This is a genomic window from Acinetobacter sp. ANC 5045 (genome assembly GCF_004331005.1).
In the GTDB taxonomy this organism is placed as follows: Bacteria; Pseudomonadota; Gammaproteobacteria; order Pseudomonadales; family Moraxellaceae; genus Acinetobacter; species Acinetobacter towneri.
On sequence record NZ_SJNS01000001.1, the window covers coordinates 570201 to 593688 of the forward strand.

A 23488-nucleotide genomic window follows, 5' to 3' on the forward strand; every position below is an offset into this window, starting at 1 on the left:
CAACTGATTCAGATTGCGTTCAAGTGAATTAGAATGACACTCGAATGTTGTATTTATCGGTATAGGTACCCGCTGGTTTAGAAATACCTACACCGTCACTTTTAACCAAGACATTGTAAGTACTCCAGCCATTGTTGCCTGGCGCAATATTGGTTTGCTGATCGTTTAACTGAATCAAAGATGGTGAACCCGCACGTTTGGTTTCAACCGTTAAGCCCACTGCATGATTACCTGATTTGGCTGCAGATTTGGTTGTTTTGCCTCCACCAACACGGTTGTCGGTATCGACCAATAAGTTGTAGTTTGCATTCGCCCCAACCATAAATTGACCAGAAGCTTCTGCACCATCTTTTAATGAGATACTTGGTGTTTTCACTTTCAGCTCACAGCGCTTAGGCACAATCACTTGAATTGGAATACTTCCTGTACATGGCCCTTCGTTACATACTGGGGTTGGCTTAGGGTCTGGTTTAGGATGATGATTACCACCCGCCATTGTTACCGTTGAAAAAGCTCCGAAAACCATCAAAGCAGCAGCAGTTTTAATAAATTTAGACATGTCACTTCTCCATAACTCTTATAAAAAACCATTTTTTAATCATTCACTCACTTGAGATATCGTTAGAATTATTGAAACTCAATCCTTAGCAAGCTTCTTCATTTTAGGTATTTTTCACAAGAAACCATCTATGCGCCCTATTTCACGCAATATTAAATAAACCTTGGATTTCAGAAAATTAGGAGATTAAAGTACTGTTTTAAATGACATCGCAAAAAACTAGGGAGCAGCTCACTCCCCAAAATTTGTGATCCCAATTCTAGGGATACCCAAAAAAATATATTTATTTACATTTAAACCAACACATTGTTTTTATTTAACTTTAATAACATTTTTATTTTAACTTTTGTTACATTTTAAGTAGGTTTATTTTTAAAAGAATGGTCAAAATTCAGTTTTTAGCCTAATTTTTACTACACTTTTCACGTATTTAATTCACTATCTCCTATCACATTCAGCAGACTGAGCGTTTTTTAACATCAAATCTCACCAATTACAGGGATTGCCTCTCGCTATAAAAAAGCCATGTTTTGGGCGGCTGAATCTATCCAAAAGATCAAATTTGCACACCACCAACTCAACGAAGAAACAGTTGATCATTCATCTATATCTGTAACGTGAGAGATAAACCTCGCAAGATGTTTAGCTAACTCATAACGCAATAGCAGACAAAATAAAACCCCATTCAAACTATTGCCTGAACGGGGTCATCACACCTGAGTCAATCATGTTGACTCAGGTACACACGCGTGACTTATTTAACGTAAGTCAACCAATGTGCATATTTGTCATTCTTGCCTTGAACTGCGTCAAAGAAAGTTTTTTGAATTTCAGTGGTAATTGGGCCACGTGAACCACAGCCAATTACACGGTCATCGTATTCACGAATTGGGGTAACTTCTGCTGCTGTACCTGTAAAGAAGGCTTCATCGGCAATGTAGAATTCATCACGTGTAATACGGCGTTCAACTACCTCATAACCCAAGTCTTTAGCAATTGTGATCACCGTTTGACGCGTAATACCATCTAAAGCACCGCCTGCGATGTCTGGTGTATGTAAAACGCCATCTTTAATTAAGAATACGTTTTCGCCAGAACCTTGGCATACATAACCTTGTGGATCCATCAACATCGCTTCGTCATAGCCTGCTTGCGCTACTTCTTGGTGTGCAAGAATAGACAAAGTGTAGTTACCAGAAGCTTTAGCTTTACACATGGTCACGTTTGGATGATGATGCGTAAACGATGAAGTTTTAACGCGAATACCTTTAGCCATCGCTTCTTCACCCAAGTATGCACCCCACCCCCAAGCCGCAACAGCAGCATGAATGGTGTTATTGGTTGCAGCAATACCCAGTTTTTCAGAACCAATCCAAATTAATGGACGTAAATAGCACGATGAAAGTTTGTTTTCACGTACCACATCAATTTGCGCCTGTTCTAAAGCTGCTTGATCAAATGGTACTTTCATTTGATAGATTTTTGCAGAGTTTAACAAACGCTTAGTATGGTCCTGAAGACGGAAAATCGCAGTTCCGTTTGGCGTTTCATAAGCGCGGACACCCTCAAACACACCCATACTGTAGTGTAAGGTATGCGTTAAGACGTGAATTTTTGCATCACGCCAGTCAACCAATTGTCCATCTTGCCAAATAAAACCATCACGATCAGCCAAATTCATGGCACACACTCCAAATGTTTATACAATAGTCATTTTAATCCAACGCAGACATAGCAGTCGGATCAATTAATCTTTGCCATAACTTGCAAACGACCTCACGGGTATCGTACCAGTCCGCAGCATTGACTTGCATGGATTGATTTGCAAGGGCTAAGCGGTGGCTTTCGGCTCGTTCACGGAGATAAGCTTGAATCAATGCTGTCGCATCGTCGCTGGATAAGCAACCTGTTTTTGCGGCATCTTCAAGGATTCTTACGTTGTCGGAATAATGGGCGAGATCAGGATTCGACCCACTCCAGGCTAATACCGCATACTGTGCCATAAATTCGATATCAACGATACCACCTGCATCCTGTTTTAAATGAAAAATTCCATCTTTTTTTTGCTCTTTAGATGAACCCAAATGATCTTTCATTTTTTGACGCATTTTCAGCACTTCACTGCGGACATAAGCTTCATCTCGCGGCTGGGTTAAAATCTGACAACGCAACACTTCAAACTTGTCACGTAAACATTGCTCACCCGCAATACTGCGCGCACGCACTAAAGCCTGATGCTCCCACAGCCACGCACTTTTCAGTTGATATTGCTCAAAGGCCCGTAAACTGGTCACCAATAAACCCGCATCTCCCGAAGGACGTAAACGGGTATCGACATCATAAACTCGACCATCTAAAGTTTGCGTGGTCATTAAAGATACAAATTTACGTGCCACCCGCATAGCAAATTCAAAGCCACTGATCGGTTTAATGCCATCAGTATCGGCTTGTTCATCCATGTTGTGAATAAAAACCACGTCTAAATCTGAGCCGTAACCAAGTTCGATGCCACCTACTTTGCCATAACCAATAATGGCAAAAGCGTTATGCTCCAAACCACAGCGCTGCCCTTCACTGTCTAGCGGATAACCATGTTTTTTGACAATCATCTGATAGGCCAGTTGTAGGGCTGCATTTGCGGTCACTTCGGCAATATCGGTTAACGCATCTGACACTTTCATTAAGTGACTTTCTGCCAGTACATCGCTGGCCGCAACTGTTAATACGTTGGATTTTTTGAATAAACGTAGCACCCGCATGAGGTCTTCAACTTCATCCAGTTCAATGCGCAGCAATTGTTGGCGCAAAGAATCTTCCAAATCGCTGCGTTTTGGCAATTCAAAATCCATAGATAAAAATTCATCCAACAACACAGGATATTGCGTCAATTCTTCACAAATCCACGGGCTGACTGTGGCCATTTTTACCAAGCGTTGCAGTGCCCCCTTGCTTTCAATCAGCATGACCAAATACACGGTACGACGCAGAACAGATTCGACCAGTGGCATTAAACGCATCAATGCCATTTGTGGATTTTCTGACTGCAACACTGCTTCAATCAAGTGTGGCCAAAAGGTTTTTAAACGCTGTAAAGCTTTGGCGGTGAGTTTTTTAATGGCATGTCCATACCAGAACTCATGCACTAAATTTTTCGCTTGATCGTCTAGTACCGCATCGAGCTGTTTTTCTAGCTGACTGTAATTTTCCAGCAAAGAATCGGGTTCATTTTCTTTAATTAAATGCTCAAACTGATAAATGACTTTGACACGCTTTTCATTTAGGGTCTGCATAAAGCTGTCCCAATCGGCAAAGCCCAAAGTATCGCTAATGCGTGCGCGTAACTCAGGTTCAGTCGGTAAAGCTTGGCTTTGCTGATCATTCAAGGCTTGAATGGCATGTTCTACTCGACGCAGGAATAAATAGGCATCTTCCAAATCCAGTACGGCTTGTGGCTCTAGCAATTCAGCTTCGCCCAAATGGCGCAAACTCACCAAACACTGGCGGTCTTGTAATTCTAGTTTTGAACCACCGTAAATCAGCTGAAAAACCTGCACAATAAATTCAACTTCACGAATACCGCCCGCGCCCAATTTAATATTGTCTTCAATATTACGACGCTGCACTTCGCGCTCAATCATGGCTTTCATTTCGCGCATGGCTTCAAAGGCGGTGTAATCGACATATTTGCGGAATACGAAAGGTCGGGTCATTTCCAGCAGTTCATAACCTTCTTGCCCACCTGTGATAATACGTGCCTTAATCCAAGCATAGCGTTCCCATTCGCGTCCATGCTGGCTTAAATATTTTTCCAGTGCGACATGGCTAATCGCCAAAGCAGAACCATCGCCCCACGGGCGTAAACGCATATCGACGCGGAAAACAAAACCATCGGCGGTGATATGATCTAATAGATAGATCAGTTTTTGTCCCCATAAAATGCAGAATTGCTGCACTTCAATACACTTGCGTCCATTGGTTTCGCCTTGTTCATCAAAGGCAAAAATCAGGTCGATGTCGCTGGATAAATTCAGTTCCTGCGCACCATGTTTACCCATGGCGACCACAATCAGGTCTTGGACTTTGCCGTTATATCCCATCGGTTCGCCATGCTTGGCAACCAACGGAATCCGCGCAAAATCTTTGGCTACTTGCACACAAATATCAGCAAAGTCTGAAAGTTCCTGCGTCAACGTCACCACATCGGTGAGTTGGTTGGCATCTTGCCAAATCCAGCGGAACATTAAACGCGCGCGTAAAATTCGCAGGGTTTTCATCCACAAGGTTTCATCTTGAATGTCTTGTAAAGTCGAAATCACCAATTGATGAATATAGTCTGCGCTCAGCGGTTTTAGAAATTGGTCAATTGCATAATCCTGCTGTAACAGGCTTTCGTGATTTGCCAAGACTTGTTCTGCATATTGACTGGCATGTAACGTTTTTTGCAATTGTTCCGCATTCATTTTTAAGACCTAAAACCCAGTTTTATTTTGAAATATTGTCAACCCATCTATTTATAGCAGCAGATGCGTCAAAGAAGAAAATAAAATTACAGCAATCTGCAAAATACCTCTTACTTAAAATGCAGCGATAAAAAAACCGAAGCCTAAACTTCGGTTTTATCTGCTTGATGCAATGCTTATTCAGCATCTAGCATTAATTCTGCGCTCATACCAACCGTGTTAAAACCTGCATCGACATACAGAATTTCACCAGTAATACCATTCGCCCATGGTGAGCAAAGGAATAATGCCGCATTACCAACATCTTCAATGGTCACGTTACGTTTTAAAGGTGCAACTTTTTCATTCAGGTCTAACATTTTACGGAATGATTTAATGCCCGATGCGGCAAGCGTACGAATCGGACCTGCAGAAATTGCATTTACGCGAATACCGTCAGCACCCAAGCTTGAAGCCAAGTAGCGTACACCTGCTTCTAAAGATGCTTTCGCCATACCCATAACGTTGTAGTTTGGCATCACACGCTCAGAACCTTGATAAGTCAAAGTCAATAAGCAACCTTGGCGTGCTTGTAATAATGGTTTTGCAGCACGTGCCATCGCAATAAAGCTATAAGCACTAATGTCATGCGCAACTTTGAAACCATCACGATCTGTAACATCGGTAAAGTCACCATCTAAAGTATGCGCAGGCGCAAAACCAATCGAGTGAACCAAACCATCCAAACCATCCCAGTGCTTTGCCAAGTCAGCAAAAGCTTGCTCAATTTCTGCATCTACGCCTACATCGCAAGGCAATACAATGCTTGAGCCAAATTGTGCAGCGAAGTCATCAACACGTTTTTTGAGTTTTTCATTCGGATAAGTAAATGCTAATTCTGCACCTTCACGATGCAATGCTTCTGCAATACCAAATGCGATAGATAATTTACTTGCAATACCAGCAATTAAAAAACGCTTACCCGCCAAAAGACCTTGTGCCATGTGAAACTCACCTTGATATATTTCGCAGTATCATGCCAATTCTGAACGCATAGTGAAATTGCATAATGCGCCTTTTTTTGCCGTTTATGTAAAAACTCAATGGCGATTCAAGTGAGTGATAGATGACGTCACATGATGATCTGCAAGTGGTGACGTACAATCTTGGTTAAAAACTTGCCCTACCACTTGGCATAATGCTGTTCAAGCAAGCCGTATTCGTTTAACAAAATAATTTCGGTATCGTCTTGTTGAATAGTACCGCTAATTTTGGCTTGCCATTGGCTAAACTGACTACCAACCAAACGCAAATTCAGGTTTTCATAACGGCGCCAACCTGTGCTGACAGTTAAATTCAAACGATGATCCAGTGAGCGAATGCTCCACGAGCCATCATCCTCAGGTTGGAATAACACATCTGTTAAGGGATACAGCACGCCATTAATCCACAAACAGTTTTCGTTGCCAAAACTTTCATTCACACCAGAAGCCAGATTCAAGCCTACACGACGGTCTTCGGTATCCCAAAAGTTGCACGACAACCAAAACCATGCTGTTTCAGGGCGTAAAAAACCGCAGGTATCATCTAAAGAAGCAAAGGTGCGTTCATGGAATTGAATGGTTTGTCCTGTTTTATTAACAAAATAGCCTTCACAGCCGAGTGTGGTCAGTTTTTGGGTGTAAGTCCAACCATTAATACCTGTTGGGCTACACATACTTAGCGGGTCTGTGCCTGCACAAAATATCCGCGCACTGAGTTTAATTTCACCATATTTGGTCACGCGGATATAACGCACACCATTGGCATGTTGAATTTCAATTTGAAATGGCGATTTTTCAAAAAAACTTTGATTAAATAACGGTTGCTCATCTAAAACCGTATTACGCGATAAAAAATTAATCGCATTCCATTCCTGCACTTCGCCCGTCATGTGATTATAAATATAGACAAAACCGTGCCCTGCCCAAGCAATATCGGCAATCGCAAGCCCAATGGTATAGTGTTCGTGCTGAATACTACAAAATTTAAACTTTTTATATTTTAAGCGTTTACGCCAACCCGATAATACTTCACCATACGGTGATTTATATTGATAAGCCTGATAATCAATTTTTTTGGGAAGTTCACTAAAACGTCCATAATGCGGTTGTCCATTCGCCTGAATTAAATCCATTGAAGACATTCCCTATTGTCTAAAAACAATTCATCTTTGGTCGTATTATGCCTACAAATGCATGTACAAAAAACCCGCAGCTTATGATTTTGTTCAAAAAACTATAAAAGCATAGATTGTTTTACTATTTTAAGGCTTGAGCGTTCACTAAATATACAAAATATAAATTAATAGATATCTTCCCCTCAATATTCTGAAGGTATTTAAGCATCAGCATTCAAAGTCAGATAGGTATTTTCCCAACGATTGCCTGAAAATGAGCCTTCAACCAACTGCACATAGCGACCATACACCTGATCTATGGCAATACAATCATCTACCTCTAAGACCCGATCGGTATGTTGTTTTTGCCAATGCTTAGCAAAATAGGTTTTACCACGCTGTTTTGCCACCATTGGATTTTGCGCCACCACCAAAACATAACGATGTAATTCGCCAAACTCACGCGGGTCATATCCACCCAAATTAATTAAATACAGTCGGTTTTCTGCCTGATTCGGCTGTGCATCGGTAAATTTTAAATAGTAGGATTTACCTTCAAACTCAACACCATTAATTTGCGCCCATGCGTCAATATGTAAACCTTTCGGCTCTGCAAACCAAGCCTGCTTGAGTTGCGGATAGGTCTGTTCTAAAGAATCGCCTACCGCAAGTACCACATCATGCACTTCAGTATTGGCTCGCGCATGACGCCCGCCTAACATCACGATAAATAAACTGGGCATATCCGACTCCTACGCAAATTTCCTAAGCATGATGGCTTTTAAGGTTGATGCTTTTTAAGCATGATTGTTTAAAGTAGCGAGAATTTTTCAATCCTCCAAATAAAAAATCGTGCCGAATTGCTTCAGCACGATTGAATTGAAATGTAGCATGCTTTATTTCAAGCAGCTTGCGATTTACATATCGACCATTTCCACGCCATCAATGCGGGCAACAGTCATTAAGTCTTTATCACCACGACCTGAAACAGTCGCAATAATGATTTGGTCTTTATCCATCGTTGGTGCAAGCTTGCTTACATAAGCCATAGCATGCGAGCTTTCTAAAGCAGGAATAATCCCTTCAATACGGGTTAAATCACGGAAACCTTGCAAGGCTTCTTGGTCATTGATTGGCACGTAATCTACACGGTGCATATCTTTCAGGAAGCTGTGCTCTGGCCCTACACCTGGGTAATCTAGACCTGCAGAAATAGAATGTGTTTCAATGATCTGACCTTGCGCATCCGACATTAAATAAGTACGGTTACCGTGCAATACGCCTACGTGTCCTGCATTCAATGGCGCAGAGTGTTTGCCTGTTTCAATGCCCAAGCCCGCAGCTTCGACACCGTACATTTTCACTTCGGCATCATTCAAGAATGGATAGAACAAGCCCATCGCATTGGAACCACCACCAACACAAGCCACAAGTGCGTCAGGTAAACGACCTGCCTGCTCTTGAATTTGACGACGTGCTTCACGACCAATAATCGACTGGAAATCACGTACCAATTGCGGATACGGATGTGGGCCTGCCACAGTACCAATCACATAATACGTTGAATCGACATTGGTCACCCAGTCACGCATGGCTTCGTTCATGGCATCTTTTAAGGTTTTTGAGCCACTTTCTACAGGTACAACAGTTGCACCAAGTAAACGCATACGGTACACGTTCATGGCCTGACGCTTCACGTCTTCTGCACCCATGAACACCACACATTCCAAGCCTAAACGAGCGGCAATGGTCGCGGTTGCTACACCGTGCTGACCTGCACCTGTTTCGGCAATAATGCGTTTTTTACCAGACAGTTTTGCCAACAGTGCCTGACCAATGGTGTTGTTCACTTTATGTGAGCCAGTATGGTTCAAATCTTCACGTTTTAAGTAAATTTGTGCACCACCCAACTCTTTTGACCATCGCTCAGCATAATACAAAGGACTAGGACGACCTACATAGTAGGCGAGATCGCGGTCGAATTCTGCCAAAAACTGCGGATCATCTTTCATGCGGAAATACAATTTCTCTAAATCTTGTAAAGCCGCCATCAGCGTTTCTGACACAAAACGTCCGCCATGGATACCAAAATGCCCTTTTGCATCTGGGAATTGGGTATAGTCAATCACTGAGTTATTGTGATTTGTACTTTGCTGATCCACGTTGGACTCCTTGCATGAAGTTTTCTATGAGTTGTTGGTCTTTAATACCTTTTGCAGACTCAACTCCGCCACTGACATCAACGGCATAGGCTTGAGTCGTCTGAATTGCATCTTCAATATTTTCAGGGTTTAAACCACCCGCCAAAATTAAAGGAATATCGAGTTTGGGGAATTTTGACCAGTCAAAACTGTGTCCTGTTCCACCTTTGAGTTCAGGATGCCACGCGTCTAATAATACTGCGCTTGCACCTGCTTGTTGATAGCTTTTTATCGCATCTAACACATTTAAATCAGGTTTGACCTGAATGGCTTTGTACCATCGACGTCCAACTTGCTGTGCTATTTGCTGACATTGCAAGGGTGTTTCATCACCATGAAATTGCAGAATATCTAAAGGTACTTGTTTCAATACAGTGGCAATTTCATCTGCCGTTGCATTGACAAATAAACCGACCACTTGCACATAAGCGGGAATGTGTTGCAGCAAGCCTTGTGCTTGTTTAATGCTCACATTGCGCGGACTTGGAGGATAAAACACCAAGCCAATTGCATCTGCACCCGCATGCACAACACTGTTTATATCTTGAATTCGCGTGATTCCGCAAATTTTGGCACGGGTACGCATCGTTTTGGACTCTAATCCTGATTTTCAATCTTCATTTTGCTGATCTTGCTGTGCGTGACTTTTAAATTGTCTGTTCACACTAACAAAATCAGATATTGGGGCGAATCATTGTAATGCAATTTTAAGGGGTTGAGTGAAGTTCAGGCGGATTATTCTGCATTTCCGTTGTTTAAATGGCATACAGACTTTATACTTCGCGCAAATGCAACGAGTTCTAGCTTTGAGCTTTAGGGAAGTTGGTGAAAGTCCAACACTGCCCCCGCAACGGTAACCATGAAACGTATATCAATTTAAATCTTATGATTTACACCACTGTATGAACAATATGGGAAGGTGGATATATAGCGAAGCAATCATAAATTAGAAGATGCTTGGCACATTGAAGTCCGGAGACCTGCTTGTTGTGCCCTTAACTCAATCATTCACGTGGGGTGAATGTATGGAGCAAAGTCATGTCTACTCTTTTTCAGCCTACTGCTTTAGTGGGCGCAATTGCGCTTGCAATGGGTTTTTCAACTTCAGTTTTTGCTGCAGAATCGCAAGATCAGCGTGTGGTGAATGCTGCTTTAGATACGCTTGTTGTTACTGCTTCACGTAGTGAACAAAATATTAAAGATGTGCCTGCACGGATTAATGTAATTGATCAAAATAGTATTGAGCGTAATCCTATTCTAAATTTGTCAGATGAAGTACAAAAAGACCCTAGTGTTTTTATGAAACAATATGGTGGCATGGGACAAACTACAGAAATTTCAATTCGTGGTACAAAATCCAACCATACCCTTGTTCTTAAAGATGGTGCCCGTTTAAATAGCCAAAACCACTTTAGTGCTCTTTTCCCGACATTTATCGATACCTCTGACCTAAAACAAATTGAAATTCTAAAGGGTCCAGCATCAGTACAATATGGTACTGATGCCATTGGTGGTGTTGTACAAATGATAACAACAACTCCAACCCAAAATTCTGGATTTATTACTGGTATTTATGCAGAAAATAAAACATATAAAACTATTATTGGTAGTGATCTTGTACAGGATAATTTTTATGCACAGATTAGAGGCCAACGTCTAGAAACGGATGGAACAAAAATTCTCGACTATCAAAATAAAAGCCAAAAAGCGAGTTATGATCAAAAAGGATACAGTGCAAAGGTCGGATACGATAATAAAGATAATATAAAAGCGAATATTGCTATTAGCCAAAATGAAGGAACGAACCAGTTCTATGATTGGGCAACTAGTCAAAATAAAGCTAAACGTTTTTTTGAAAATCGTTTAATCAACGTAAATACTGAATTTGATCTTCAAGATAACCTAACACTTTCTGCAAGACTTTCTAACTTTATAGATAATCAATATGTCTTAGACAGCGAACCTGGTCATTTTGACACAGAAAACAAAGAAGGGGATTTAAATCTTCGATGGTCATTAACACCGCAGCAAAGTATTTTATTAGGTAGCACTTATCTAAAGTCCAACTTTGAAAGCAAATCTATAAAAAATGAAAAACAGGATATAGATTCAGTTGGTTATTATTTACAACATCAACATAAATCTGAAAAATTAAATACACAAGTAGGCATTCGCACCGAAGATAATGAATTGTTTGGAACACATACTGTTGGACAAGGCGCTATTCGCTATCAAATTTTACCAGCCACAAGTATTTATGCAAATATTGGCTCTGCATTTAAAACGCCATCTTTGACAGAGTTATATTATTTTGTAGAGGGTTCTTATCCAACTTATGGTAATCCCAATTTAAAACCAGAAAAAAGTATGGCCTATGAAATTGGTGTAGATCAAAAAATAAATAACCAATTAACAGCATATTTTTCTACCTATCACACTCGCATTAAAAATCTTATTGTTACCAACTATCTTGGGCAAAACAAATCAAGCTTTGCCAATATAGAAAAATCTGAAGTCAATGGTGGTGAAATTGGCTTTAAATGGAAAGAGCAAGATATCTTCTTAACCACTGAATATGCCTATGCAGATTCAAAAAATAAGAAAACCAACAATAATATTGCATACCGACCAAAACAGACCTTTACTCTATCCACCGGTCTAGAAAATGCCTCTTATGGAGTGAGTGCTTCTGTAATTGCACGTTCAGACATTTATGCCGATCATGCAAACAAAGTTAAAGTACCTGGTTATGCTACAGTTGATTTAAATATGTACTGGAATATTAACCCGAATATTAAGGTTTTTAGCAATATTCAAAATATCGGAGATGTTGAATACAAAATTGCAGATAACTTTGGTGATGGTTGGTACATCAACGGCGGTCGCCTCGCTTCTGCTGGTGTAACTTTCCGCTACTAAAACCCGCATAACAACAAAAACTTTAAAACAGCGCAGTTTATGGATAATGTAATGACCGACATTATCCTTTTTTATTGCGCCAGCTTTTATTTCTTACAACCAAGTAAACGCAACTTTCACTTTCAAACAAGGAACGATCATGGGCCACCGTTTAAGCAAAATCTACACCCGCACAGGCGATTCAGGCACAACAGGACTGGGCGATGGCTCACGTGTCGCCAAAGACGACTTACGCATTCATGCACTGGGCGATGTCGATGAACTCAATGCCTGCATAGGCGTATTGCGCTCACAAATTACACATAGCAACATTCAAGACAAAAACACTTGGGACAAATCGCTTAGCCTGATTCAGCACTGGCTATTCGATTTAGGCGGTGAAGTCTGTATCCCCAATTACCATCTCGTACAACCACTTGCGATTGAGTTCCTAGAACAAGACATTGACCGCATGAATGAAAGCCTGCCAATGCTCAAAGAATTTATTCTGCCTGCAGGTACATTGGCATGCAGTTATGCACATCAAGCCCGTGCCGTATGTCGTCGTGCAGAACGTAGTTTAATGACCGTACACAACCGTGATCAAAATATTCAGGCACCATCTTTGCAATTACTGAACCGACTGTCTGACTGGCTATTTGTGGCATCTCGCAGCTTGCAACGTGCCGAAAGAGGCAGCGAAGTGTTATGGCAAAAGAACATCAACGACAGTATTGGTAACTGACATCACACTCTAGAATCGGAAACTAAAATAAAGCCCTGATTTTGCATCTAAAAAATCACGTCGGATGCTGCTTGAAATTTCACACCATCCGACCAAAATAAGAAATGTCATCTCTTTGTCACGTCGTACTTGCAAAATGAAAGCAAACTTTCAATTCATGGGCACATTATGCGCATAATTGGTCATCGTGGTGCGCGTGGCGAAGCGCCTGAAAACACACTCGGTGGTTTTGAATATATTCAAAATATTGGCATTCGAGCGGTTGAGTTTGATGTGCGTCAACTCAAAGACAATGCCTTAGTGGTTATGCATGATGATCAATTCATTCGCACCACAGGACAAGACAAAGCACTGTATGAATGTAGTCTGGAAGATTTAAACCATTACAATCATGCGGTGATGTGGTCGGACTGGAATAAAGTCGAAACCACGCCCCTACTCAATCAAACCATGACCATTATTCAAAATTTTGATCATATTGAAGTAGAAGTCAAAGCGGTCAACTCGCATGCCGCTGCCGAAAAAATTACCCAAAGTTTAGAGCAACATTTGAAGGGTTTTGAACACAACGCCATCATCACCAGTTTTGATCCGAAAATTCACTGGGCTTTGCAACAACAAAAATCACGCTTTAAACGCGGTTTATTGGTTGAAGATGATCTGCAATATCAAGCCATTGATCAGGCTTTAGAATTAGGTTGTTGCCAAATTGGTTGGATGAACGAACTCGCAACCGGTGCGCTCATTCAAGCCACACAACAGGCCAAACTGAATATCAGCGTTTGGACAGTCAACCAGATTGAACGCGCCAAACAGCTTAAAGATTTAGGGATTCAGGGTTTAATTACCGATTATCCTAAACTGATGATGCAACACTTGTAAGCGGTAACCTTAAGCATATTGATGAATAAATAAATGATTTATCGTGCTTGTTTGGCTACCGTATATCATATTTCCGTAAAATCTCGCAGATACCATTATATTCTGTTACCACCCAGTACAATACAACTGTACAATAATGCTGTGATCGTGAATACGCTCATGCTAATATGCGAAAAAATTAATCCCTAAAAAATTTAATACTATGATTTCAATCTATAGATCGGTCATAGCGTTATAACGGATTAAGCGTCCATTTATACCTCCCAAGGTTCTAGGAGTGCTGTTGGAGATGAATGCTCCCTTACCCAAAGCCCCAATCAACTGGATTGCCATCTTTGCACTGGTTTTCTTACCTATTGTTGCAGTGATCGCGATTCCTTGGTATGCCTATCACCATGATTTTAGCTTAGCCGCTTGGATCAGCATGTTTGTATTACTTGGCGTAAGTAGCTTGGGTATTACAGCAGGTTATCACCGTTTATGGGCACACCGTGCTTATGAAGCTACCCTTCCCTTGAAAATCATTTTAATGATTATGGGAACATTTGCCGTTCAGAACAGTATTTTGTTCTGGGGTTCAGGTCACCGCACCCATCACCGCCATGTTGATGATGTCGAAAAAGACCCATATTCAATTAATAATGGTTTTTGGTTTGCGCACATGGGCTGGATGCTACGTGACTACCCTGCCGCAGAGCCAAACTTTAAAAATGCGCCAGATTTGTTAAATGACAAGTTGGTGATGTTCCAACACAAATACTATATTCCGCTCGTAATTGCAGTTCACGTTGGCATTTTGGTGCCAATTGGTTGGGCTGTGGGCGATATGTGGGGCGTGTTGTTATTGGGCGGTTTAATGCGTCTGATTTTAAGCCACCATGTTACCTTCTTTATTAACTCGCTGTGCCACATGTGGGGTTCGCGTCCTTATACTGACGAAAATACCGCGCGTGATAACTTCTGGTTAGCAATTGCCACTTGGGGCGAGGGTTATCATAACTATCACCACATTTTCCAGTATGATTATCGTAATGGCGTAAAATGGTGGCAATATGACCCAACTAAATGGTTAATTTGGTCATGCTCGAAGTTGGGCTTAGCGAAAAACTTACGCCGTATTCCAAGCTTTAATATTAAAAAAGCAGAATTGGCGATGCGTTTTAAATATGCAGAGCAAGACTTGGCGGTCTATGGACACAATGTAAATGATGACATTGGCCAAGTTAAAAGCCGTATTTCGCAAGAATATGATGCCTTTACCCAAACCCTGAACGATTGGGCAAAGTTAAAAGAGCAAGAAATTCAGGCGAAAAAAGCTTCTGTAGCAGAAAAAATTCACCAAATGGATGACAAATTGAAAGTTGAATTCCAGTTGGTTGAACAGCGTCTTTCACACCATCGTGAAACCTTGAACTTGCTGATGCGCAACCTGAAAAAGAATCCTGTATCTGAATAAACCTCTGTTCTGATGCACTGCGAAAGCCCTGACCTGTTCAGGGCTTTCTGCATTTTTAGACTACAGTTTTTAAAGTCTAAGTTTGCTATAGTGAAACTCACTTTGTGCCAAGCGCTTCATCATCATGCAATTTAATCCACGTTATCCGACCCTGCCCGCCCGTCTTTATCACATGCAGCAGCCTTTACCTTTAAAAGGTACAAAAGCAGGACACTTTAATGCAGCCTTGGCAAAAGAACTGCAATGGACAGCCGAAGAACAACAGCAATGGGTGGAAATTTGCAGTGGTCAAAAGACGTTTAAAGAATTTCCTGCTTTGGCAATGGTCTATGCAGGACATCAATTTGGTCAGTGGGCAGGTCAATTGGGAGATGGACGCGGTTTACTCATTGCGCAAGTTTTGGACACACATCAACGTACAATCGACCTGCATTTAAAAGGTGCGGGGGAAACGCCTTATTCACGTATGGGGGATGGACGTGCCGTGTTACGTTCAGTGATTCGTGAATATTTGGCAGGTCATGCTTTAAATGCGCTGGGTGTGCCATCAAGCAATGCTGTTGGATTTACCTCATCCACTCAAGGTGTACAACGTGAAAAATTAGAACTTGGTGCAATGCTATTACGCACATCAGACTGTCATATTCGTTTGGGGCATTTTGAATGGATCAATCAGTATCAACCTGAATTACTGCCAGAGTTTGTGCAAAAGTGTATCGAATGGCACTATCCAGAATGCTTGGCAGCCGAACAGCCTGTACTCGCCTTTGCTACGCAAGTTATTCAACGTACCGCTGTCATGATTGCCAAATGGCAATTGGTCGGTTTTGCGCATGGGGTGATGAACACCGATAATTTAAATATCACAGGTTCAACACTCGATTTTGGTCCTTATGGTTTTATGGAGCGTTTTCGTCCCAACTGGATCAACAACCATTCGGACTATCAAGGACGTTATACTTATCAACAACAACCGAGCGTGGCGCACTGGAATTTGTGGGTTTGGTTGAACAATTTAATTTCGCTTGAGCAAAACCCAGATCAGAAAGAACACTGGAAACAAGCACTAGCAGCATGTTTAGAACATTTTGAACCCACTTTTTTAGAGCATTACAAACTCGGTTTATGTGAAAAAATGGGACTACCAAGTTTCCACAAAGACAGTTTTGATTGCGCTACCAACTTCTTACGCATTTTGCAAAGTGAACAACTGGATTACACCCAGAGCTTCATCCGCCTACAAAATAAACAATATACTAAAATACTGGATGATTGTTTGGATCGTAGACAGTGGGAAAGCTTTTTGGCACAGTATTTACAGATTCGTGAACATCAAGATACCGATGCTTTAGATGCTGCAATGCAACAGGTAAACCCTCACTATATTTTGCGCAATCACATGGCACAAAAGGCGATTGAGCAAGCAGAACGTGATGATTTTTCAGAAGTTGAGCGTTTATTTAACTTGCTCAGCCAGCCGTATATTCAGCAAACAGCATTGGAAAAACCTGAAGATTTAGCACCTTTACCAAGTGATGTGCCAGAAGTGATGGTGAGTTGTTCATCTTAATACTGATGCACTCGCCAAAGGACGTTTAGAATTCCAACAAAGTTATACACATTTTCTGTGGAAAAAGCTGTGGTTATCCACAGGATAAACTTTTCGGGGAAAATAAGTGGCACAAACACCGTCATCTATGCATCAAATCGCAGCAAGGGTTGCAACACAATTGCCTGCGGTTAGCCTGAGCGAACCTTTTGGTGATGGCTGCTTGGTGCATAAAATTTTCGATAAAGTATTTATGCTGAGTCTGTATTTAAATGGTCATGCCATCATCAATCTAAAAGTTAAACCTGAGCATGGTGCGATGTTACGTGATTTTTATCCTTATATTCGTGCGGGCTGGCACATGAATAAACAACATTGGATTTCAATTTTTGCAGATGACAATTTAGATGAGCAATTGGTGCAAGATTTGGTCTTAAACTCGTATGAATTGGTGGTCGCAAAATTAAGGAAAGTAGAAAAACAACGGGTTGGGCTAATTAAAGCATTTCATACAAAATCACCCTAATATTCTTCTTTTGGAATCATTATATCTCACACCTATTTAAAGAAAAAAATATAATAAATAAGTTTTACCATTGATATTGTGCAAATAAATAGGCTTCCATTCTATGCGCTTGATTTGTGTTTAAATTATCCGTCAAATACTTCATTCCAATATTTTCATGCCTAAAAGAAACACCTAAGCTTTTGGTTTGTGGCTCAAAATGTAGACCTAATTGCAATGAGTCAGGTTGCCATAAAAAGTGCATTTGCCATAAACTTGTGAACGGGTTAGAAAAACTACTAACTCCTAATTGGATTTCTGAATGAATATTGTAAAGTAATTCGGTCGAAATTTTATATGGAATTTTTTGCTTATAACTCTTATCTGTAGCTACTGTGCCGGTTAAATTAATTCGAGGTCGAGAGTTTTGATCAAATGTTGCTTGGTATTGGCTATAGGGAGCTTCATCCCAATACATATAGCTAAAAATATCCTCCAATTGGAATTTCAAGTACCATTTTTCTAACCACTCCCCTTGTAAAGTAAGATCTAAAGCATAACCATAACCTTCTTTTGCTCTAAAATCTCCAAGACCTAACTCATCCTCTTTTAATGCTGGCTGGTCATAATAATAATTAAGTTGTCCATTCAACCATTGCACACGGTCTGCTAAACGAGGCATTAAATTAGTTTCACCAAAAGCATTAAATTGACCGTCTACAAAATGTCGACCATATAATGCACTTACACCGGCTGTAAGTATCCAATTTGATTGGGGCACCCAGTCATATGCTATACGTGCGCCAATACGCTCTAAATGTTGTGCATGTAGTGTTAATTCATACATACTCTCTGCATCTAAAGGCAAATCATTTTCAATTTGGTAATAAAGCTTTGCCATATCTGGACTAAATTTTAAAATGTAATCATAACGCCACAACCAACCTAAATTCCATTGATCTTGTTGCACAGAAAGCTGCATCAAACCATGAGCAAAGGCGTACTTGCCACTTTTAAAATCAGGATCTTGCCAATCATCTAAAAAAGCATCAATAGCAATAGGCTCACTATATAATGACGCATCCGCTCGATATTCCACGCTCGCAGCATAGGTGAAAACTGAAAAAAAACATAGAATTAAAAATAGATATTTCATAAAAAATAAAATGGTTTCTTAATTTCAGAAAAATCTATTTGTATAGACATCACTGTATCAAGAAACCATTTCCTTATAATATTAAGGAGCTATAACAAGAATCTGATTATCAACAAATGAAGCGATATAGTTTCCTGTTGAGTTTTTTGTCACCTTACCTTGAGATTTTCCATTTACCATAATATCTGCCTGAGTAAATGTATCAATATTTTCAATAGTGACCGAAGCACCTGTTTTATTTTTAATAACAGCAGATAAAAATGGTTCAGCATTCAACTGTTGTGCTACTAGATTAATATCTAGTACAGACTTATCTACGGCAACTTCAATATTCGCTGTTCCCTTAGTGAGTTCTGAACGCTTTGCATTTACACTTAACACAAATGGTTTTGTCGTAGCTTGAGCACCTTTTAAATTACCAGCTAATTTAAGATATACGCTTGCATCCATAAAATTATCTGGTGTTTCTACAAGAATATTATAAACTTTATTAAAATCATTATTTAAGTTTAACTTTGCATCTAGTTGAAGCAATTCATCATTGAGATCAAGACTACCTTTTAAAATAATTTCTGCAGGTATTAACTGATCATAACTAGCTACGCCATCAGTCAACTTTGCAACTTTAGCTTGAGCTGAAAACTCAGTCAAAATAGCAGTTAATCCTTCACTTTCAAACTGTACATTTAAAAACTTTAATTGAGCATTTTGTGGTAATTCTTCTGCAGCTCGCTCATCCATTTTCATTGCATCCGCATACGTTACTGCAATTGCACTGGTGTTACTAAAACTTAATTTTGCTTTTTTATTATTAGCTAAGTTTTGTACTTCTAAAATACTGTTAGCACCAATTGTCGCATTTAAAGTAGTATTTACCTGATCTAAAACAGGTTCCTCAACTGTAAAATTACCTACAGTAATAGCCATTTCATCACCATAAATAGCATATTCTGGATTTGAAAACCAACCATCAGGCCAATTATCTTGTTGAGCTTTATCAAAATCAAAATTCTGAAAAGTTTCAGCTTTTAATGTACCCGATACTTTTACACTATTTGCACTCGTTACCACCTGCAACGTATTATTTTTTATGTTGTACTCTTGAGTAAAACCACCTAATGCTAATAATTTTTCTAAATCTTTGGCTGTATATGTTTTATTACTCCCACCCGCATCTGCCTGTGCCAAACGTACTAATGTAATAACAATATCCGCAGCGTCAATCAAATCACTTGTTGTACCATTAATCGCCTGTATTGGTTGTTGATAACGTTCACTAATATCAGCAAAGCCATCATAATACGCAACAATATTATTTACCGTCTGAATCAACTCTTTTGCATTAGACAAATCATTGGCTGGTTGTTGAATGACACTACCATCTGCAGGATTTTTGGGTGAAGTGTCACTTCCACCACCACCACCACAAGCTGTCAAAATTAAGGCACAAGACACAGTTAAAATCGTTTTTTTCATCATGAGTTTCCCTCTAAAATAATTGTTATAAAAAAACGGTTGAAAAATATCACTTTTTCAACCGCTTAACAATATATTATAAATATATCTTTTATTCTAAATCACTCTTCAGGATACTCAAAACGATAGCCCACACCATACACCGCCTGAATCCATTCATGACGATTTCCCGTTTCGGCAGCGTCAGAAATTTTACGGCGCAAGTTTTTAATGTGGCTATCAATTACACGATCTGCCACTTCAAAACTGTCTGGGTTAATATGGTCTAGCAACTGCGCGCGTGAATACACCTGCCCGACATGCTCTAAAAACAATTCCAATAAACGGAATTCGGTTGGGGTCAAATTCAAGGTTTTTTGTTGATACCAAATGCGCTGCTGTGCTTTATCCATACGGAATAAATCATTACTTTCTGGCTCATTTTTACGTTCCAGACGGCGCAATACTGCCTGCACACGAGCCACCAACTCTTTCGGGCTAAAAGGCTTACACACATAGTCATCTGCGCCCATGTTTAGACCTAGTACCCGATCAATTTCTTCAGTACGTGCCGTGACCATAATAATAGGCACATCGGACTGTTCACGCACTTTGCGGCAAATGGTCAAACCATCCATACGCGGAATCATCAAGTCTAAAATCATCAGGCTCGGTTTACGCTGCAAAAAGCTGTCATAGGCCTCTTGTCCATCATGAAACATACTGACTTCAAATCCAGCAGCTTCTAAATAATCTCGCACCAACTGGGCAAGTTCAATTTCATCTTCAACCAGCAAGATATGTTTCATGCACGATTCCTTAAAGTCCTTCAAGATTTGATTGTTTTGGGAAAGCTTAATTTGCAGCGTAAACCACCCAACGGTGAATGTGCAAAACTTAACTCTCCGCCCAATGCTTTGGCAATTTTGACCGATAAAGCCAGACCTAAACCTGTCCCACCTGTGGCGCGTGTACGTGAATCATCGGCACGATAAAAACGCTCACCCAAACGTGCCAATTGTTCATCACTTAAACCAAACGGACTGTCATCTACATACACTGTCCATTCTGTTGCACTTTGACTGGTGTGAATATGCACCTGCCCACCCGCTTCGGTATAACGAATACTATTACTGAGCAAGTTGAGCATAATTTGTTTAAAACGGTCTATATCCAATTGTAATTGCGTGCCTTCACCCGACACGATCAAGTCCAACTGCGCCTGTTCAAATTTCGGCTTAAAGCTTTCGATTTCCTGCTCAATCACTTGCCATGGATCAATGCTCGAGAAATAGCATTTCAGCTGCATGGCTTCGGCTTGCGCCAAGTCCGATAAATCCTGTGTGAGTTTTTTCAGATTATTGACCTGATGCATCATCGCAGCCAAATGCTCTGGTGTGGCTTTGCGGATACCATCTTGCATGGCTTCAATTTGCGCCTGCAACACCGCCAATGGCGTTTTTAATTCATGCGAAGTATCTGCCACCCACTGACGACGTGAAGTTTCATGTTGATCTAAAATCACCGCCAAATGATTCAATTCGGTAGATAAATCACCCAACTCATCATTACGATTGACCTTGACCTGATGCTGATAATGGCCTTTGGTTAATTCACGTGTGCCATTTAATAAGCGCTGAATTGGCTTTTTAAAATAGGTCGCCAACAATAAGGCAGCAATCAAGCTCGCCAAAATACTTAAAGCATAAGCCAATAATAAATAACGAGTTTGTTTACTAAAAAAATTAATACTTAAAGCATCTTCCTGATCTAACACAGGTTTTAAGCCCAGATAACCCACGATTTTTTCACCGACCATAATTGGACGAAAGGAAATTTGAGTTTCAGCAGGCTCTCCCACTACAAATTGCCGCTGGGCATCATATAAAGATAAGCGTGAACTCAAGCCTAAACGGTCAGGCATCGAAATAAATTGTTTTTTTCCAGATGATTCTGTCGTGTTTTGGTGTCCTTCATTTTTACGATCTGAACGGAAAGCATTTTGATTGGCACTTAAAGGAAATACCAAACCTTCAAATGGCTGGAATTGTGAAGGTAAATTCAGTTCTAACCAGCGAAGTTCTGCGGCATTGGCTTGTCGTTTGGCTGGATCAGGTTCGACCACACTTGGGTTCACATTGGCTAAGGTATGTTCCTGAAAATAACGCTGCTGCAAGGCAATGTCATACTGACGGCGCAACCACCACCGCGATAAACGGTCATAATCATCGGGTGCAGCCTCACCTTCAATTTGGAGAATTTGCGCCTGAATGGCGTTGCCCCAATCGTGATATACCGCATAGACTTCTGCCAAGTTTTGAGTGAGCAAGTCCAGCTTTTGCATTTCGACATCGGCCACATATTTGCTGAAGTTTCGCTGCATATTGACATGCAATACCCCCAAGCTGACCGTGGTAATCAGAAAGGTCGTCAGCAGCACTGTTAAGAACAGGCGTAATGCGATGGGTATACGGCGAATTTTCAAAAGCGCAATCTCAGCTTTTTTTGTCGATTTTGAGCATTGTAACCAACAGTGCTAGAAAAAACTCTCCATTGTTTCTACATCTTTATTATTTAATCTTTAATCATCCAAAATCACATGCTCTTGTATGGGGGAATTTAGAATGAATAAGATGACAAAAATTGCTTTAGCCACTGCCAGCGTTTTATCTGTAGGTGCGTTGACTGCCTGTCAATCCACCCAAGCACCAAAAGATATGAAGCAGTCGCAATATATGCATGGTCATTATCAGAAAGACCGTCACATGACGCCTGAACAACGCAAACAATTTGAAAAAATGCGTACTGAACGTAAACAAGTCATGCAAGACATAAAAAAAGCCTGCGATGGCAAAGCGGTGGGTTCAGCAGTCCAAGTCAAAGCAGGTGAGCAAACACTAGAAGGCACATGTGCGATTACATTTAAACCGAACCGTGATGAAATGAAACGTGGTGAACATCACCCAATGCGTGCCGATAAAGCCGATCGTGGTCAATTCCGTGGCATGCATATGCATCGTGGCGAACCACTAACCGATGCGAAACGTGCTGAGTTAACCCAGCAATACGATCAACGTTTAGCTGAACGTCAAGCGCGTCAACAAGCTGCGACCAAAGCCTGCCAAGGTCAAACCGATGGTAAAGCCGTGCAGCTAAAAGTCGGCATACAAACAATAGATGGCAAATGTATCGTTCACTTCCAGCCTAAAGCACCTGTTTCAGCACCAGATAAGGCTGCTTAAGCCACTCTAAAAAGCATAAATAGATAAAAAAGGCGCAAATTGCGCCTTTTTTATTGGACATATCTCTTTACGGTTTTGACTATTTGTATCATTTCAAATTCAGCAAAACTATTTACACTCAAACAACTTAGCCATTTCAAGGTAAAAATCTTTGACTTTACAGTCACCAAGAAATGCTATGCAGATGCTTGTACCGAATTAGAAGATGTTGCACGATTACAACCATTCCAACATGGCATGTCT

General features: G+C 40.6%; 19 protein-coding genes and 1 riboswitch. Of the genes, 7 read left to right on the plus strand and 12 right to left on the minus strand.

All coding sequences use genetic code 11. The features are described from left to right. Window positions 1–28 precede the first annotated feature (28 nt). From E0H79_RS02850 to E0H79_RS02885, 8 genes are all read right to left on the minus strand, one after another. Window positions 29–559, minus strand: a complete 531-nt coding sequence (locus E0H79_RS02850) for a hypothetical protein (protein WP_131260765.1) — start codon at window positions 557–559, stop codon at window positions 29–31. A gap of 754 nt (window positions 560–1313) precedes the next feature. Next, window positions 1314–2240 carry a branched-chain amino acid transaminase gene (locus tag E0H79_RS02855; protein ID WP_004975074.1) on the minus strand — a complete coding sequence of 309 codons (927 nt, stop codon included), beginning with the start codon at window positions 2238–2240 and terminating at the stop codon, window positions 1314–1316. A gap of 34 nt (window positions 2241–2274) precedes the next feature. Further along, window positions 2275–5019 (minus strand): bifunctional [glutamate--ammonia ligase]-adenylyl-L-tyrosine phosphorylase/[glutamate--ammonia-ligase] adenylyltransferase, encoded by a 2745-nt coding sequence (gene glnE / locus E0H79_RS02860; protein ID WP_096901524.1) that lies wholly within the window; start codon window positions 5017–5019, stop codon window positions 2275–2277. Window positions 5020–5195: 176 nt separating this feature from the next. Beyond that, complete coding sequence (locus tag E0H79_RS02865; protein ID WP_004975071.1) at window positions 5196–6002, minus strand: enoyl-ACP reductase FabI; 807 nt, start codon at window positions 6000–6002, stop codon at window positions 5196–5198. A 179-nt stretch (window positions 6003–6181) separates the two neighbouring features. After that, on the minus strand, window positions 6182–7174 hold the full coding sequence (locus E0H79_RS02870; protein WP_004975070.1) for a DUF2804 domain-containing protein: 993 nt from the start codon (window positions 7172–7174) through the stop codon (window positions 6182–6184). Between the two features lie 203 nt (window positions 7175–7377). Continuing rightward, window positions 7378–7899, minus strand: coding sequence for a DUF1543 domain-containing protein (locus tag E0H79_RS02875; protein ID WP_131260766.1), 522 nt, complete (start codon window positions 7897–7899; stop codon window positions 7378–7380). 174 nt (window positions 7900–8073) lie between these two features. Then, window positions 8074–9318, minus strand: a complete 1245-nt coding sequence (gene trpB, locus E0H79_RS02880; protein WP_004975067.1) for a tryptophan synthase subunit beta — start codon at window positions 9316–9318, stop codon at window positions 8074–8076. Continuing rightward, window positions 9290–9943 carry a phosphoribosylanthranilate isomerase gene (locus tag E0H79_RS02885; protein WP_131260767.1) on the minus strand — a complete coding sequence of 218 codons (654 nt, stop codon included), beginning with the start codon at window positions 9941–9943 and terminating at the stop codon, window positions 9290–9292. The genes trpB and E0H79_RS02885 overlap by 29 nt, the downstream gene beginning before the upstream one ends. Window positions 9944–10135: 192 nt before the next feature. Beyond that, window positions 10136–10360, plus strand: a riboswitch (cobalamin riboswitch). A 35-nt stretch (window positions 10361–10395) separates the two neighbouring features. On the opposite strand from E0H79_RS02885, the gene E0H79_RS02890 reads away from it, so the two are divergent. The 6 genes from E0H79_RS02890 (at window position 10396) to E0H79_RS02915 (ending at window position 17413) form a co-directional block, all read left to right on the plus strand. Then, window positions 10396–12276, plus strand: a complete 1881-nt coding sequence (locus E0H79_RS02890; protein ID WP_131260768.1) for a TonB-dependent receptor plug domain-containing protein — start codon at window positions 10396–10398, stop codon at window positions 12274–12276. A 139-nt stretch (window positions 12277–12415) separates the two neighbouring features. Continuing rightward, window positions 12416–13000: a cob(I)yrinic acid a,c-diamide adenosyltransferase gene (locus E0H79_RS02895; RefSeq protein WP_004975056.1), complete on the plus strand. Its 585-nt coding sequence runs from the start codon at window positions 12416–12418 to the stop codon at window positions 12998–13000. 168 nt (window positions 13001–13168) lie between these two features. Continuing rightward, a complete protein-coding gene (locus tag E0H79_RS02900) occupies window positions 13169–13882 on the plus strand; it encodes a glycerophosphodiester phosphodiesterase (protein ID WP_004975054.1) in 714 nt (237 codons plus the stop codon). Between the two features lie 289 nt (window positions 13883–14171). Next, a complete protein-coding gene (locus E0H79_RS02905) occupies window positions 14172–15338 on the plus strand; it encodes an acyl-CoA desaturase (protein WP_096901530.1) in 1167 nt (388 codons plus the stop codon). A gap of 124 nt (window positions 15339–15462) precedes the next feature. Next, entirely contained in the window at window positions 15463–16908 is a 1446-nt protein-coding gene (locus tag E0H79_RS02910) for a protein adenylyltransferase SelO (protein WP_131260769.1), read from the plus strand. 127 nt (window positions 16909–17035) lie between these two features. After that, a complete protein-coding gene (locus E0H79_RS02915) occupies window positions 17036–17413 on the plus strand; it encodes an MmcQ/YjbR family DNA-binding protein (RefSeq protein WP_131260790.1) in 378 nt (125 codons plus the stop codon). A 64-nt stretch (window positions 17414–17477) separates the two neighbouring features. On the opposite strand, the gene E0H79_RS15490 is transcribed toward E0H79_RS02915, so the two are convergent. The 4 genes from E0H79_RS15490 to baeS all read right to left on the minus strand — a co-directional run bounded on the left by E0H79_RS15490 (window position 17478) and on the right by baeS (window position 22488). After that, window positions 17478–18548: a hypothetical protein gene (locus E0H79_RS15490; protein WP_228258758.1), complete on the minus strand. Its 1071-nt coding sequence runs from the start codon at window positions 18546–18548 to the stop codon at window positions 17478–17480. Window positions 18549–18629: 81 nt separating this feature from the next. Next, entirely contained in the window at window positions 18630–20024 is a 1395-nt protein-coding gene (locus E0H79_RS02925) for a hypothetical protein (RefSeq protein WP_131260770.1), read from the minus strand. A 101-nt stretch (window positions 20025–20125) separates the two neighbouring features. Further along, window positions 20126–20812, minus strand: coding sequence for a response regulator (locus E0H79_RS02930; RefSeq protein WP_131260771.1), 687 nt, complete (start codon window positions 20810–20812; stop codon window positions 20126–20128). A 20-nt stretch (window positions 20813–20832) separates the two neighbouring features. Then, window positions 20833–22488: a sensor histidine kinase efflux regulator BaeS gene (gene baeS, locus E0H79_RS02935; protein WP_131260772.1), complete on the minus strand. Its 1656-nt coding sequence runs from the start codon at window positions 22486–22488 to the stop codon at window positions 20833–20835. A 139-nt stretch (window positions 22489–22627) separates the two neighbouring features. On the opposite strand from baeS, the gene E0H79_RS02940 reads away from it, so the two are divergent. Then, window positions 22628–23245, plus strand: coding sequence for a hypothetical protein (locus E0H79_RS02940; RefSeq protein ID WP_131260773.1), 618 nt, complete (start codon window positions 22628–22630; stop codon window positions 23243–23245). The last annotated feature ends 243 nt before the right edge of the window (window positions 23246–23488 follow it).